The sequence below is a fragment of the Ruegeria sp. AB11 genome (genome assembly GCF_056536325.1).
This window is the reverse complement of sequence record NZ_JBQFJO010000001.1, coordinates 3,348,317-3,362,535: the sequence shown is the minus strand read 5'-3', so window position 1 is coordinate 3,362,535 and position 14,219 is coordinate 3,348,317. Positions and strand designations below refer to the sequence as shown.

16 protein-coding genes are annotated in these 14,219 nt (G+C 57.7%); all 16 read left to right on the top strand.

The window, feature by feature from the left end; translation table 11 throughout:
- Positions 1-6: 6 nt before the first annotated feature.
- The 16 genes from nuoF (at position 7) to ACR3EJ_RS16730 (ending at position 14,216) form a co-directional block, all read left to right on the top strand.
- Entirely contained in the window at positions 7-1,305 is a 1,299-nt protein-coding gene (nuoF, locus tag ACR3EJ_RS16805; protein WP_010442770.1) for an NADH-quinone oxidoreductase subunit NuoF, read from the top strand.
- Between the two features lie 5 nt (positions 1,306-1,310).
- Positions 1,311-1,727, top strand: coding sequence for an MAPEG family protein (locus tag ACR3EJ_RS16800; RefSeq protein WP_010442769.1), 417 nt, complete (start codon positions 1,311-1,313; stop codon positions 1,725-1,727).
- Positions 1,724-2,227: a DUF3291 domain-containing protein gene (locus tag ACR3EJ_RS16795; RefSeq protein WP_170543424.1), complete on the top strand. Its 504-nt coding sequence runs from the start codon at positions 1,724-1,726 to the stop codon at positions 2,225-2,227. Before ACR3EJ_RS16800 ends, ACR3EJ_RS16795 begins: the two co-directional genes overlap by 4 nt.
- Positions 2,228-2,302: 75 nt before the next feature.
- Complete coding sequence (locus tag ACR3EJ_RS16790) at positions 2,303-2,659, top strand: hypothetical protein (RefSeq protein WP_010442767.1); 357 nt, start codon at positions 2,303-2,305, stop codon at positions 2,657-2,659.
- 98 nt (positions 2,660-2,757) lie between these two features.
- Positions 2,758-3,162, top strand: a complete 405-nt coding sequence (locus ACR3EJ_RS16785; protein WP_170543425.1) for a DUF5333 domain-containing protein — start codon at positions 2,758-2,760, stop codon at positions 3,160-3,162.
- Between the two features lie 3 nt (positions 3,163-3,165).
- Positions 3,166-5,187, top strand: coding sequence for an NADH-quinone oxidoreductase subunit NuoG (gene nuoG / locus ACR3EJ_RS16780; protein WP_170543427.1), 2,022 nt, complete (start codon positions 3,166-3,168; stop codon positions 5,185-5,187).
- Complete coding sequence (locus tag ACR3EJ_RS16775; protein WP_170476535.1) at positions 5,184-5,399, top strand: hypothetical protein; 216 nt, start codon at positions 5,184-5,186, stop codon at positions 5,397-5,399. The genes nuoG and ACR3EJ_RS16775 overlap by 4 nt, the downstream gene beginning before the upstream one ends.
- Positions 5,392-6,429: an NADH-quinone oxidoreductase subunit NuoH gene (gene nuoH, locus ACR3EJ_RS16770; RefSeq protein WP_170543429.1), complete on the top strand. Its 1,038-nt coding sequence runs from the start codon at positions 5,392-5,394 to the stop codon at positions 6,427-6,429. The genes ACR3EJ_RS16775 and nuoH overlap by 8 nt, the downstream gene beginning before the upstream one ends.
- Position 6,430: 1 nt before the next feature.
- Positions 6,431-6,925, top strand: coding sequence for an NADH-quinone oxidoreductase subunit NuoI (gene nuoI / locus ACR3EJ_RS16765; RefSeq protein WP_170543431.1), 495 nt, complete (start codon positions 6,431-6,433; stop codon positions 6,923-6,925).
- Entirely contained in the window at positions 6,922-7,332 is a 411-nt protein-coding gene (locus ACR3EJ_RS16760; protein ID WP_010442761.1) for a carboxymuconolactone decarboxylase family protein, read from the top strand. Before nuoI ends, ACR3EJ_RS16760 begins: the two co-directional genes overlap by 4 nt.
- Entirely contained in the window at positions 7,329-7,931 is a 603-nt protein-coding gene (locus tag ACR3EJ_RS16755) for an NADH-quinone oxidoreductase subunit J (protein WP_170543433.1), read from the top strand. The genes ACR3EJ_RS16760 and ACR3EJ_RS16755 overlap by 4 nt, the downstream gene beginning before the upstream one ends.
- Positions 7,932-7,935: 4 nt before the next feature.
- Positions 7,936-8,241: an NADH-quinone oxidoreductase subunit NuoK gene (gene nuoK / locus ACR3EJ_RS16750; protein WP_005984024.1), complete on the top strand. Its 306-nt coding sequence runs from the start codon at positions 7,936-7,938 to the stop codon at positions 8,239-8,241.
- A gap of 6 nt (positions 8,242-8,247) precedes the next feature.
- Positions 8,248-10,410, top strand: coding sequence for an NADH-quinone oxidoreductase subunit L (nuoL, locus tag ACR3EJ_RS16745; protein WP_170543435.1), 2,163 nt, complete (start codon positions 8,248-8,250; stop codon positions 10,408-10,410).
- Positions 10,410-11,954: an NADH-quinone oxidoreductase subunit M gene (locus ACR3EJ_RS16740; protein WP_170543436.1), complete on the top strand. Its 1,545-nt coding sequence runs from the start codon at positions 10,410-10,412 to the stop codon at positions 11,952-11,954. Before nuoL ends, ACR3EJ_RS16740 begins: the two co-directional genes overlap by 1 nt.
- A gap of 15 nt (positions 11,955-11,969) precedes the next feature.
- Positions 11,970-13,412 (top strand): NADH-quinone oxidoreductase subunit NuoN, encoded by a 1,443-nt coding sequence (gene nuoN, locus ACR3EJ_RS16735; protein ID WP_170543438.1) that lies wholly within the window; start codon positions 11,970-11,972, stop codon positions 13,410-13,412.
- 54 nt (positions 13,413-13,466) lie between these two features.
- Positions 13,467-14,216: a biotin--[acetyl-CoA-carboxylase] ligase gene (locus ACR3EJ_RS16730; RefSeq protein ID WP_170543440.1), complete on the top strand. Its 750-nt coding sequence runs from the start codon at positions 13,467-13,469 to the stop codon at positions 14,214-14,216.
- Positions 14,217-14,219 lie beyond the last annotated feature (3 nt).

Below are 14,219 nucleotides of genomic sequence, written 5' to 3'. Positions count from 1 at the left end.
GACATGATGCTGAAGGATCAGGACCGGATCTTTACCAACATCTACGGGATGCATGAGCGCACGCTGAAAGGCGCGCAAGCCCGCGGGCATTGGGACGGCACAGCTGGCCTGATCAAAAATGGCCGTGACTGGATCATCCAGACAATGAAGGATTCGGGGCTGCGCGGTCGCGGCGGGGCGGGCTTCCCTACCGGCTTGAAATGGTCGTTCATGCCCAAAGAAAGCGACGGACGTCCGGCCTATCTGGTTGTGAACGCAGATGAATCCGAGCCGGGCACCTGCAAAGACCGCGAGATTATGCGTCATGATCCGCACACGCTGATCGAGGGGTGCCTGATCGCCTCTTTCGCGATGAACGCGCATACCTGCTATATCTACCTGCGCGGCGAATACATCCGCGAGCGTGAGGCTCTGCAGGCCGCGATTGACGAAGCCTATGACGCGGGTCTGCTTGGCAAGAATGCCGCTGGTTCCGGCTGGGATTTCGACTTGTTCCTGCATCACGGGGCGGGCGCGTATATCTGCGGCGAGGAAACAGCTCTGATTGAAAGCCTCGAGGGCAAGAAGGGCATGCCGCGGATGAAGCCTCCGTTCCCGGCTGGCGCGGGCCTTTATGGCTGCCCGACCACGGTGAACAATGTGGAATCGATTGCCGTTGTGCCGACCATCCTGCGGCGTGGCGCCGACTGGTTCGCAGGCTTTGGCCGTCAGAACAACGCGGGCACAAAGCTGTTTGCGATCTCGGGCCATGTGAACAACCCCTGTGTCGTCGAAGAAGCGATGTCGATTTCCTTCGAAGAACTGATTGAAACCCATTGCGGCGGTATTCGCGGCGGCTGGGACAATCTGCTGGCGGTGATCCCCGGTGGCTCGTCGGTGCCGTGCGTGCGCGGTGAAAACATGCGCGATGCGATCATGGATTTCGATTATCTGCGCGGAGAGTTGGGTTCGGGTCTGGGTACAGCCGCTGTGATTGTGATGGACAAGTCCACGGATATCATCAAAGCGATCTGGCGGTTGTCGAAGTTCTACAAGCACGAAAGCTGTGGTCAGTGCACTCCTTGCCGTGAAGGCACTGGCTGGATGATGCGTGTGATGGATCGTCTTGTACGTGGCGAAGCCGAGCTGGAGGAGATCGATATGCTCTTCGACGTCACCAAACAGGTCGAGGGCCACACAATCTGCGCGCTTGGCGATGCCGCCGCTTGGCCAATCCAAGGCCTTATCCGTAATTTCCGGGAAGAGATCGAAGACCGCATCAAGGCTCAGAAATCGGGCCGTATGGGTGCGATGGCAGCGGAGTAAACCTGATGGAAGCCTACGCCGAATATTCCCACGCAATTGCGTCATTGGTGATTTTCACCCTGATCGTATTGTTCATGTCGCCGTTTTCGGCGCTCGCAAAAGCCGGCAAGGGGCTGGCACCAGGGGCGACCCCGGATCAGGACTATTCTGACAAGGCTTATCGTTTAAACCGCGCGTATCTGAACGGTACTGAAACGCTGCCTGCGTTTTTGACCGTTACAGTGGCGGCAATTCTGCTGGGTGTCAGCCCGTTCTGGGTGAACCTGCTGGCCTCGGTCGCGCTGTTAGCGCGGGTGGTCATGCTGGTGATCCACCTGCGCGGGATCGGCAAACCGCATAGCGGGGTTCGCTCTGTGTCTTATGTAGTTGGGTGGGCCTGCATGGCCGTTCTCGGCCTTATGGCATTGGTGGCTGCGTTTTGATCCAGCCCGACGGATATCACTTGGCCGAATTGAATGTTGGTCGTCTGTTGGCACCTACCGACGATCCACGCGTGGCCGAATTCATGGCCAACCTGGACCGCGTTAACGGACTCGGCAAGCGGATGCCGGGCTTTGTCTGGATGATGGAAGGTTCAGGTGAACCAGGAACCGGAAATACCGAAAACAGCATCGGAAGCGATCCGCAGTTCGTCGCAAATCTGACAGTCTGGGAAGATGTGGCCAGTCTTGAGAAATTTGTTTGGGGTACCATCCACAAGCAGTTCTACGAACGTCGGCAAGAATGGTTCGAAATACTCGGCGAGCAACATTTTGTCATGTGGTGGGTGCCCAAAGGTCACCAGCCTAGTTTGGAAGAAGCGCTGGAACGACTAGAGACGTTGCGCACAAAAGGTGCGAGCGAAAGTGCCTTTGGATGGGCAGAATTGAAACAGGCCAGCAAGTGGCGCGACCACCGTTGCGTTCAGGTCGCGGCAGAGTAAGGGGATGGTGATGGACACGATATCCCAGACGCACCGGCAGATACCGCATGCGCCAGCCACGATGCAGGAGTGGTCATGATGGCGAAACGAGGAATTTTGGTGATGTCGGTTTTGGTGGGGGCACTGCTCTCCGCCTGCGGAGAGGCGCCATCACAGGCGACGCGGGTTGCGTTTGACGGCATTTATTTCAGGGCCAGCGCGAAACACGTGGACAAGAGAACCACACCTTCCGAGTTTACCGTGACAGTAAACGGCGTTTCGCAATCGTTCGACGGTGCGCGTGAAGCTGGCCGCTACGAAGCCACCAAGTTCTGCGTTCAGAATTTTGGCTCTTCCAGGATTGCCTGGAAGGTTGGACCGGATACGGAACCGCAAAACCTGCGTATTGAAAACGATAAACTGACCTTTGCCGGACGCTGCCAACGACCATGAGCAACCGTATCGCATATCACGGCAGGACCGGTGGCTTGTTATTGCATAGCAAGCGTGCCGACCATCGTCTTGGGATTCCCAAGACGAAAGGAAATGTTATGTCTTTGATACGACTGGTCGCCGCGATTTGCGTAATATCTATCCCGGTTCTGGCTGAGGCGAAGCCACCCTTGCGCGAAGTCAAAGAGATCGACAACGAACTCTATTACATCGCGATCGCAAACGAGATTTCGGAGTATTGCCCGTCAATAAGCGGGCGTCGGCTCAAGGCGATTGGTGTCATGTGGGATTTGCGCTCGAAAGCAAACAAACTTGGATATTCGGACAAGGAAATCCGGGCTTATGTGGATTCGGATTCTGAAAAAGATCGTATGCGCGCCAAGGGCGAGAGCTATCTGGCGCAGAACGGCGTATCTTACGAAAATCCCAAAACCTTCTGCGCGTTGGGCAAGAAGGAAATTGAAAGAAACAGCGCCATCGGCGTGTATTTGAGGGCGAACTAGACCATGTCTGACCTCCGCAAAGTCAATATCGACGGACAGGAAATCGAAGTCGATGGCGCGATGACACTGATCCAAGCCTGTGAGCAGGCCGGGGTCGAGGTGCCGCGCTTTTGCTATCACGAGCGTCTGTCGATTGCCGGGAACTGCCGGATGTGTCTGGTCGAGGTCGTTGGCGGCCCGCCGAAACCTGCGGCCTCCTGCGCGATGCAGGTACGCGACTTGCGTCCGGGTCCGGAAGGGCAGGCACCTGTGGTCAAGACAAACTCACCCATGGTCAAGAAGGCCCGCGAAGGGGTGATGGAGTTTCTGCTAATCAACCACCCGCTGGATTGCCCGATCTGCGATCAGGGCGGTGAGTGTGACCTGCAGGATCAGGCGATGGCATATGGTCTGTCAGGCACGCGCTTCAAAGAAGCCAAGCGTGCCGTGGATGATCTGGACCTTGGTCCTCTGGTTGGCACCGCAATGACGCGCTGCATCAGTTGTACCCGTTGCGTGCGCTTTACGACCGAGGTCGCGGGGATCACCCAGATGGGTCAGACCGGGCGGGGTGAGGACGCCGAGATCACGTCGTATCTGAACCAGACTCTAGACTCGAACTTGCAGGGCAACATCATCGATCTGTGCCCTGTCGGGGCGTTGACTTCGAAGCCGTATGCCTTCACCGCCCGCCCTTGGGAACTGACCAAGACTGAAAGCATCGATGTCATGGATGCCATGGGCTCGAACATCCGCGTGGATACCAAAGGTCGCGAAGTGATGCGCTTCTTGCCGCGCAATCATGATGGTGTGAACGAGGAATGGATCAGCGACAAGACCCGCTTTGTCTGGGATGGTCTGCGCCGTCAGCGCCTGGATCGGCCTTACGTGCGGGAAAACGGCAAACTGCGTCCGGCGTCGTGGCCAGAGGCACTGAACAAGGCCGCAGAGGCGTTGAAAGGGGCTGATAAACCTGCGGGCATCGTGGGTGATCTGGCCCCGGTCGAGGCCGTATTCGCGCTGAAACAGATGATTGAAGGGCAGGGCGGTGTTGTCGAATGTCGCACCGATGGTGCCAAGCTGCCGGCGGGTAACCGTGGGGCATATGCCGGTACAGCCGCGATTGAAGATATCGACAGCGCCGAGCGTATCCTTCTGGTTGGCACCAATCCACGTGATGAAGCGCCGGTTCTGAACGCCCGCATCCGCAAGGCATGGGCACACGGTGCCGAGGTAGCTTTGGTCGGGCCCGCCGTCGATCTGACCTATGAGTATCACCATGTAGGCGACGACCGTGCTGCGCTGCAAACCGTCGTTGATATGGGTGGCGATGATGAGATCAAGGGCAAGCGCTCTCTGGTCATCGTCGGGCAAGGCGCGCTGCAAGAGGCTGATGGCTCTGCCGTTCTGGCCGCCGCGCAAACCATTGCAAGCAATACCGAAAGTGGGCTTATCGTTCTGCACACCGCAGCATCGCGCGTGGGAGCCATGGATGTGGATGCCACTAGCGAAGGCGGCATGGATGCGGTCAGCGCAGCCGATGTGATCTATAATCTCGGCGCCGATGAGGTCGAGATCGGCGATGGCGCCTTTGTGATCTATCAGGGCAGTCACGGCGATCGTGGAGCGCACCGCGCCGATGTGATACTGCCGGGTGCGGCTTACACAGAAGAAAACGGCCTGTTCGTAAACACGGAAGGTCGACCTCAACTCGCGATGCGTGCAGGGTTCGCCCCGGGTGAGGCCAAGGAGAACTGGGCCATCCTGCGTGCCCTTTCTGCCGAGCTTGGTGCAACACTGCCCTACGACTCTCTCGCGCAACTGCGCACTGCACTGATCGAAGCGGTTCCGCATCTGGCGCGTGTCGATGAAGTGATCGAGAGTGACGTTCGGGCTCTGGACGCAGGCCCGTTGGGCAAGGCGACATTCCGATATGCCGTCAAAGATTTCTATCTAACCAATCCGATAGCACGCGCCTCGCAACTGATGGCCGAGCTTTCGGCGCAAGCGCAGGCCCGCAAGACTGAGAAGATTGCGGCGGAATGAACCAGACACGTTTCATATCGCAGACCAACACGGTGCCCGGGTGGCAGATAGCCGCGCCGGAATTGCGTGTGAAATCGAAGATTAAGGGTGGCGTAATGACGGCAGATGCTGTTTACACCAACGCGCCGACCCAGCCGCAGATTGCGCAGGCAACTGGCCTTTGCATCGCACGCGGAAAACGGAATACCCACGGTGTGAGGACCAATGGCTGAATTCTTTAACACCCCAGGCGGAATAGCCATCATTATTCTGGCGCAAGTGCTTGCAGTTGTGGCCTTTGTGATGATCTCGCTGTTGTTCCTCGTTTACGGCGACCGCAAGATCTGGGCAGCGGTCCAGATGCGCCGTGGACCCAACGTGGTGGGCGTCTACGGATTGCTGCAATCGGTGGCAGATGCCCTAAAATATGTGGTCAAAGAAGTTGTTATACCCGCCGGTGCCGACCGCACGGTGTTTATCCTCGCACCATTGACCAGTTTTGTTCTGGCGATGATCGCCTGGGCGGTGATCCCGTTCAACGATGGCTGGGTTCTGTCGGATATCAATGTCGCCATACTCTATGTCTTTGCCGTGTCCTCGCTGGAAGTTTATGGCGTGATCATGGGCGGTTGGGCGTCGAACTCAAAGTACCCATTCCTGGGATCGCTGCGTTCGGCCGCGCAGATGATTTCCTACGAAGTGTCGATCGGCTTGATCATCATTGGCATCATCATCTCGACCGGATCGATGAACTTCGGTGATATCGTTCGCGCGCAGGATGGCTCGTTTGGCTTCTTCAGTTGGTACTGGTTGCCGCATTTCCCGATGGTCTTCCTGTTCTTCATCTCGGCGCTGGCCGAGACCAACCGGCCACCTTTCGACCTTCCCGAAGCGGAATCAGAACTGGTCGCCGGCTATCAGGTCGAATACTCGGCCACGCCTTTCCTGCTGTTCATGGCCGGTGAATACATCGCCATCTTCCTGATGTGCGCCCTGACCACGCTGCTGTTCTTCGGCGGCTGGCTGTCGCCGATCCCGGGCTTGCCCGATGGCGTGTTGTGGATGGTCGCTAAGATGGCGTTCTTCTTCTTCATCTTCGCGATGGTCAAGGCGATCACGCCCCGCTACCGCTATGACCAGTTGATGCGTCTGGGTTGGAAAGTGTTCCTGCCGTTCAGCCTGGTTTGGGTGGTATTTGTAGCCTTCGCGGCGAAATTCGACTGGTTCTGGGGCGCGTTTGCCCGCTGGAGCGTAGGAGGCTGATATGACCCAAATCGACTACACCCGCGCTGCCAAATACTTCCTTCTGCAGGACTTCTGGGTCGGCATGAAGCTGGGGCTAAAGTATTTCTTCGCCCCCAAAGCCACCGTGAACTATCCGCACGAAAAAGGACCTCTGTCGCCGCGTTTCCGTGGTGAACACGCCCTGCGCCGCTATCCGAATGGCGAGGAACGCTGCATCGCCTGCAAACTCTGCGAGGCGATCTGCCCGGCTCAAGCCATCACCATCGACGCCGAGCCACGCGAAGACGGCAGCCGCCGCACAACGCGATATGACATCGACATGACCAAATGTATCTATTGCGGCTTCTGTCAGGAAGCCTGCCCGGTCGATGCCATCGTCGAAGGCCCGAATTTTGAATTCGCCACGGAAACCCGCGAAGAGCTGTTCTATGACAAAGAAAAACTCCTGTCGAACGGCGAACGCTGGGAGGCCGAGATCTCCCGCAATTTGGAAATGGACGCGCCGTACCGATGAGCGACAGCCCGACAAATCCGTTCGAGCTGATGATGAAGCAGGCTCAGGACATGGCCAAGGCAATGAACCCGGCGATGGAGAATTTCTCGCCCAAAGGGTTCGAGGCGCTCTGGCCGACCATGCCGAAAGAGGTCATGGAGATGATGTTCGGCAACACCGTCAACAAGGACGGTCTGGATGCCAAGACCCGCCTGCTGCTGACGCTGGCCGGGCTGACCTGTCAGGGCGCTCAGGCGGATTCGGCGGTGCGCCAGACCGTGCGCCACGCTTTGGAAGCGGGCGCAAAGAAACAAGAGATCGTAGAAACGATCGGTCAGATGTCGGTCTTTGCCGGCATCCCGGCCATGACCCGTGCGCTGGATCTGGCGCAAGAGGTCATGGGCGACAACGAGGATGAGGATCAATGACCGTCTTTGCCTTCTATCTGTTTGCCATCAGCGCCATCACCGGCGGACTGTTCACTGTGATCAGCCGTCAGCCGGTGCACTCGGTGCTTTGGCTGATCCTGTCCTTCCTGTCCTCGGCTGGGCTGTTCGTGCTGTTAGGGGCCGAGTTCGTGGCGATGCTGCTGATCATCGTCTACGTGGGCGCGGTCGCGGTGCTGTTCCTGTTCGTGGTTATGATGCTGGACGTGGACTTTGCCGAACTCAAGGCCGAGATGGCGCGCTATATGCCGTTGGCCTTGCTGATCGGTCTGGTCATTCTGATGCAGTTCGTCATGGCCTTTGGCGCATGGGATAGCGCTCAGGGCGCGGCGGCCAATCTGGCGCAGCCGGTCCCGATCGACCGCCACAACACCGAGGCGCTGGGTGTCATCCTCTATGATCAATACTTCCTTCTGTTCCAATTGGCGGGCCTGATCCTGCTGGTGGCCATGATCGGCGCAATTGTGCTGACGCTGCGCCACCGTCAGGACATCAAGCGTCAGGACATCATCGGCCAGATGATGCGCGACCCGGCCAAAGCGATGGAGTTAAAGGACGTGAAACCGGGGCAGGGGCTATAAGACGATGATCGGACTTGAACACTATCTTACGGTCGCGGCGACGCTGTTTGTCATCGGCATCTTCGGTCTCTTCCTGAACCGCAAAAACGTCATCATCCTACTGATGAGCATCGAACTGATGCTGCTGGCGGTGAATATCAACCTTGTGGCATTTTCCAGTTTCCTCGGCGATCTGGTCGGGCAGGTGTTTACACTGTTCGTTCTGACCGTGGCGGCGGCCGAGGCAGCGATCGGGCTGGCCATTCTGGTCTGCTTCTTCCGCAACCGCGGCACCATCGCGGTTGAAGACGTCAATATGATGAAGGGGTAAGAGAACATGGAAACCACCATCCTCTTTGCCCCGCTGGTGGGCGCGCTGCTTTGCGGGTTTGGCTGGCGCTTTATCGGCGAGAAAGCCGCCATGTGGACCGCAACGGGCCTGCTGTTTCTGGCCTGTCTGCTGTCGTGGATCGTATTCTTCGCGTTCGACGGGGTTACGCAACAGATCGAGATCATGCGCTGGATCGAGAGCGGATCTTTGTCGACAAGCTGGGCTATTCGGCTGGATCGTCTGACCGCGATCATGCTGATCGTGGTGACGACTGTTTCGGCGCTGGTTCACCTCTATTCCTTCGGCTACATGGATCATGATCCGCAGTGGCGCGAAGGCGAAAGCTATAAGCCGCGTTTCTTTGCCTATCTGTCCTTCTTCACCTTCGCCATGCTGATGCTGGTGACGGCGGATAATCTGGTTCAGATGTTCTTTGGCTGGGAAGGCGTGGGCGTTGCCTCGTATCTTCTGATCGGCTTCTATTATCGTAAGCCGTCGGCCAATGCCGCGGCGATGAAAGCGTTCATCGTCAACCGTGTCGGTGACTTTGGCTTTGCACTGGGGATTTTCGCGCTGTTCTTCCTGACGGACAGCATCAACTTTTCCGACATCTTCGCGTCGGCGCCCGCGCTGGCAGAAGAAAAGCTGCACTTCCTGTGGGGTGAGTGGACCGCGATTGAAGTGATCTGCGTCCTGCTGTTCATCGGCGCGATGGGTAAATCGGCGCAGTTGATCCTTCACACCTGGTTGCCCGACGCGATGGAAGGCCCAACGCCTGTATCGGCGCTGATCCACGCGGCGACCATGGTGACTGCGGGTGTGTTCCTGGTTTGCCGTATGTCGCCGCTGATGGAGTTCGCTCCGGGCGCGACCGGGTTCATCACTTTCCTTGGTGCATCGACCGCGTTCTTCGCTGCGACTGTGGGTCTGGTTCAGACCGACATCAAGCGTGTCATCGCCTATTCGACCTGTTCTCAGCTGGGATACATGTTCGTGGCCGCTGGCGTTGGCATGTATTCCGCAGCTATGTTCCACCTACTGACCCACGCGTTCTTCAAGGCGCTGCTGTTCCTTGGCGCGGGCTCGGTCATCCATGCGATGCATCACGAGCAGGAAATGACCGAATATGGTGGCCTGCGGAAGAAGATACCTTATACGTTCTGGGCGATGATGATCGGCACTCTGGCGATTACTGGCGTGGGTATTCCGCTGACCACTTTCGGCTTCGCCGGTTTCCTGTCGAAAGACGCAATTATCGAAAGCGCGTATGCCGGTGGCACTGGATATGCCTTCTGGATGCTGGTCATCGCTGCGATGTTCACATCGTTCTACAGCTGGCGCCTGATCTTCCTGACCTTCTTTGGTGAGGAGCGTGGCGACAAGCATACCCATGAACATGCGCATGAAAGCCCAATGACCATGTTGGTACCGCTGGGCGTGCTGTCGCTGGGTGCAGTGTTTGCCGGGATGATCTGGTACGGCAATTTCTTTGGCCATGCGGACAAGGTGGGCAAGTTCTACGGAATTCCGGTGGCCGAGGCATCAGAGCATGCAGAGGCGGGCGATCACAGCAAAGCGGATTCGCATGGCGAAGATAGCCACGCGAACGACAGCCAAGCAGACGATGGCCATGCCGATACCGCCCATGCGGATGACGGGCATGGTGAGAAGGACGCGCATGGCGGCGATCACCACTATGTCTTTGCCGGAGAACCGGGTGAAGGTGCGCTTTATATGGCACCCGACAACCATGTGCTGGACGATGCGCACGCAGCCCCGAAATGGGTTAAGGTCTCACCCTTTGTAGCGATGTTGCTTGGGTTCATCGTGGCTTACTGGTTCTACATCGCGAACACCTCGCTGCCTGCACGTTTGGCCGCGAACCAGCGTCCGCTCTACCTGTTCCTGTTGAACAAATGGTACTTTGACGAGATCTACGACGCGATCTTCGTCAAGCCCACCGTGGCGCTTGGCCGGTTCCTGTGGAAGCGCGGCGACGGCAACACGATTGACGGCTTCCTGAACGGGGTTGCGATGGGCGTTGTGCCCTTCTTCACCCGCCTCGCCGGGAAAGCTCAGACCGGTTACATCTTTACTTACGCCTTCTGGATGGTCTTGGGCATCGCCGCCCTTGTCACCTGGATGTCTATCGGCGGAGGCGCACACTAATGGACAATATCCTATCTATTGTCACCTTCATCCCCGCCATCGCTGCAGGCATTCTGGCCCTGTTCCTGCATGGTGAGGACGTAGCCGCGCAACGCAACGCCAAATGGGTGGCGCTTGTTGCCACATCCGTGACTTTCTTGGTCTCGATCGGCATCTACACAGGCTTTGATCCGTCCAACACCGGCTTCCAGATGGTGGAAGAGGGCGAGTGGCTGCTGGGTCTGAAATACAAGATGGGTGTGGATGGGATCAGCGTTTTGTTTGTGCTGCTGACCACCTTCATCATGCCACTGACCATTCTTGCCAGCTGGAACGTCACGGATCGTGTCAAAGAATACATGATCGCCTTCCTGCTGCTGGAAACGCTGATGCTGGGCGTGTTCATGGCGCTGGATCTGGTGCTTTTCTACCTGTTCTTCGAGGCGGGCCTGATCCCGATGTTTCTGATCATTGGTATCTGGGGTGGCAAAGACCGGATTTATGCCAGCTTCAAGTTCTTTCTCTACACTTTCCTTGGCTCGGTGCTGATGCTGGTGGCGATGGTCGCGATGTACGCGGATGCGGGCACCACGGATATCGAGGCGCTGATGAGCCATCAGTTCTCGTCCGAAGGGTTCAGCGTTCTGGGCGTGTATATCGTCGGCGGCATGCAGACGCTGATGTTTCTGGCCTTCTTCGCGTCGTTCGCGGTGAAGATGCCGATGTGGCCGGTGCACACGTGGCTGCCGGATGCGCACGTGCAGGCGCCGACGGCGGGTTCGGTTGTTCTGGCGGCGATCCTGTTGAAGATGGGCGGCTATGGCTTCCTGCGGTTCAGTCTGCCGATGTTCCCTGTGGGCTCGGCGGTGATGACGGACGTCGTGCTATGGATGTCGGCGATTGCGGTTGTCTACACCTCTCTGGTCGCGCTGGTGCAGGAGGATATGAAGAAGCTGATCGCATATTCCTCGGTCGCGCATATGGGCTTTGTGACCATGGGTATCTTTGCTGCGAACCAGCAGGGTATCGATGGAGCGATCTTCCAGATGTTGAGCCACGGGTTTATCTCGGCCGCGCTCTTCCTATGCGTCGGCGTGATCTATGATCGGATGCACACCCGCGATATTGAGGCGTATGGCGGTTTGGTAATCCGGATGCCCGCCTATGCGCTGGTGTTCATGTTGTTCACCATGGCAAATGTTGGCTTGCCGGGTACGTCCGGGTTCATCGGAGAATTCCTGACCCTGATGGGCGCCTTCCAGGTCAACACATGGGTAACGGCTGTGGCCGCGACCGGTGTGATCTTCTCGGCCGGCTATGCGCTTTGGCTGTACCGCCGTGTGGTATTTGGCGACCTGATCAAGGAAAGCCTGAAAGCCATTACCGACATGAGCTCGCGCGAGCGGCTGATCTTTGCGCCTCTGATCGTGATGACCATTCTGCTGGGTGTTTATCCTTCGCTGGTGACCGATGTGATCGGCAACTCGACGGCTGCGTTGATTTCGAACTACGACACGGCTCTGGCCGCGGCTGAGACCGCGACCCAGTCAGCCGCATCGCATTAAGGAGGCTTTGGAGACATGATCCAGGCTGATCTGACAATTATCCTGCCGGAAATCGTTTTGGCGATCTATGCGATGGCGGCGCTGATCGGGGCTGTTTACACGACAAAGGATGGGCTGGCACCGGTATTGGTCTGGTCAACGGCAGGGCTTATGGCGTTGCTGGCGATCTGGATCGCGACCAATGGCGATGGCACGAATGTTGCTTTCAACGGCATGTTCGTGGATGACGGATTTGCCCGGTTTGCCAAAGTTGCAATCCTTCTCTCTGCAGCCGCAGTCCTGCTGATGAGTCAGGATTACATGGCACGCCGTGGTCTGTTGCGTTTTGAATATCCGCTTCTGGTGGCTCTGGCCGCTGTTGGCATGATGATGATGGTCAGCGCGGGCGATCTGATGTCGCTTTATATGGGCCTCGAGTTGCAATCGCTGTCACTTTACGTTGTAGCCGCGCTGCGTCGGGACAGTGCCAAATCGACCGAGGCGGGACTGAAGTATTTTGTTCTGGGCGCGCTCAGTTCTGGCCTGCTGCTTTACGGCGCGTCGCTGGTCTATGGCTTTACCGGAACGACTTTGTTCTCGGGCATCATCCAGACCGTGCATCACGACGACGTATCACTCGGCCTGCTATTTGGCCTTGTTTTGCTGATATCGGGCCTTGCATTCAAAGTCTCTGCCGTGCCGTTCCACATGTGGACACCGGATGTGTATGAAGGCTCACCGACACCCATTACCGCGTTCTTCGCCACTGCCCCGAAAGTGGCCGCGATGGCCCTGTTCGCGCGTGTTTTGCACGATGCCTTTGGCGGGGTTGTCAAAGACTGGCAGCAGGTGATCGTTCTGTTGTCAGTTCTGTCGATGCTGCTGGGTGCGGTCGCGGCGATTGGGCAGCGTGACATCAAGCGCCTGATGGCGTTCTCTTCGATTGCACATATGGGCTATGCCCTGATTGGTCTGGCCGCTGGTACCGAGATGGGCGTCAAGGCCATGCTGATGTATCTGGCAATCTATGTGACGATGAACATCGGCACATTCGCCTTCATCTTGATGATGGAGCGTGATGGCAAGCCAGTGACGGATATCGATGCATTGCGTCAGTATTCAAAACGTGATCCCGGGAAAGCTCTGGCTGTTCTGATCCTGATGTTCAGCCTTGCGGGCGTGCCCCCGATGCTGGGCTTTTTCGCCAAGTTTGGCGTCTGGCAAGCTGGTGTAGAGGCCGGGTTGACCGGTCTGGTTATTGCCTCGGCCATCGCTTCGGTCATCGGTGCGTTCTATTACTTGCGGATCGTGTTCTACATGTATTTCGGGACTGAGAACGAGGACCCGATCGAAACGCGATCGTCACCAGTTCTGTGGGGCGCTCTGATGGGGTCTGCCGCGCTGATGCTGATTGGTGTGTTCTATCAGTTCGGAATCGAAGGCGCTGCAGCTGCAGCGGCGACAACGCTTGTCAACTGATCTTGGTTTCGTAGAGATAAAAGGGGCTCGGTCACAGGACCGGGCCTTTTTGACATGAGTGATTGGCCGCAAGGATACGGGCTGCATGTACTGCAGGAGGTGGACAGCACCCTAAACGAAGCCGCGCGACTCGCACCGACCGCCTCGGGACCCGTCTGGATTTTGGCGCATCGCCAGACCGCAGCGCGCGGTCGGCGTGGTCGTGCCTGGACCAACCCTAAGGGCAATCTGGCTGCGACCTTGCTGATGCGACCGCCTGGAGATCCGGAACAAGCCGCGCTTCGCAGTTTCGTCGCGGCCCTCGCACTTTACGATGCCTGCGTCGCGGTGACCGGTCGAGCGGCAGGTTTGTCACTGAAGTGGCCTAACGATGTGTTGCTCAACGGTGGCAAGCTGGCTGGTATCTTGCTGGAAAGCACTGGGCAGGGACGAGGTGTTTCGCATCTGGCAATCGGCATTGGCGTCAATCTGTCCGAGGCTCCCAGCGCTGACAGCGTCGAACCCGGCGCCGTGCGGCCGGTGTCGTTGCTGTCGGAAACCGGTTCCCATGTCACGCCTGAGGATTTTCTGGCAGAACTGGCTTCGGCCTATGCCCACTATGAAACCCAGTTTATGACGTATGGTTTCGATCCGATCCGCACCGCGTGGCTCTCTCGCGCAGCTCGGCTGGGTGAGGTAATTACCGCGCGTACCGCAGCGTCCGAGACGGTAGGAACCTTCGAAACGGTAGACGCGGGTGGCAGCCTTGTCCTAAACACCGCCAAGGGCCGTGTCAGCATTCCTGCCGCGGACGTCTATTTCTAAAGG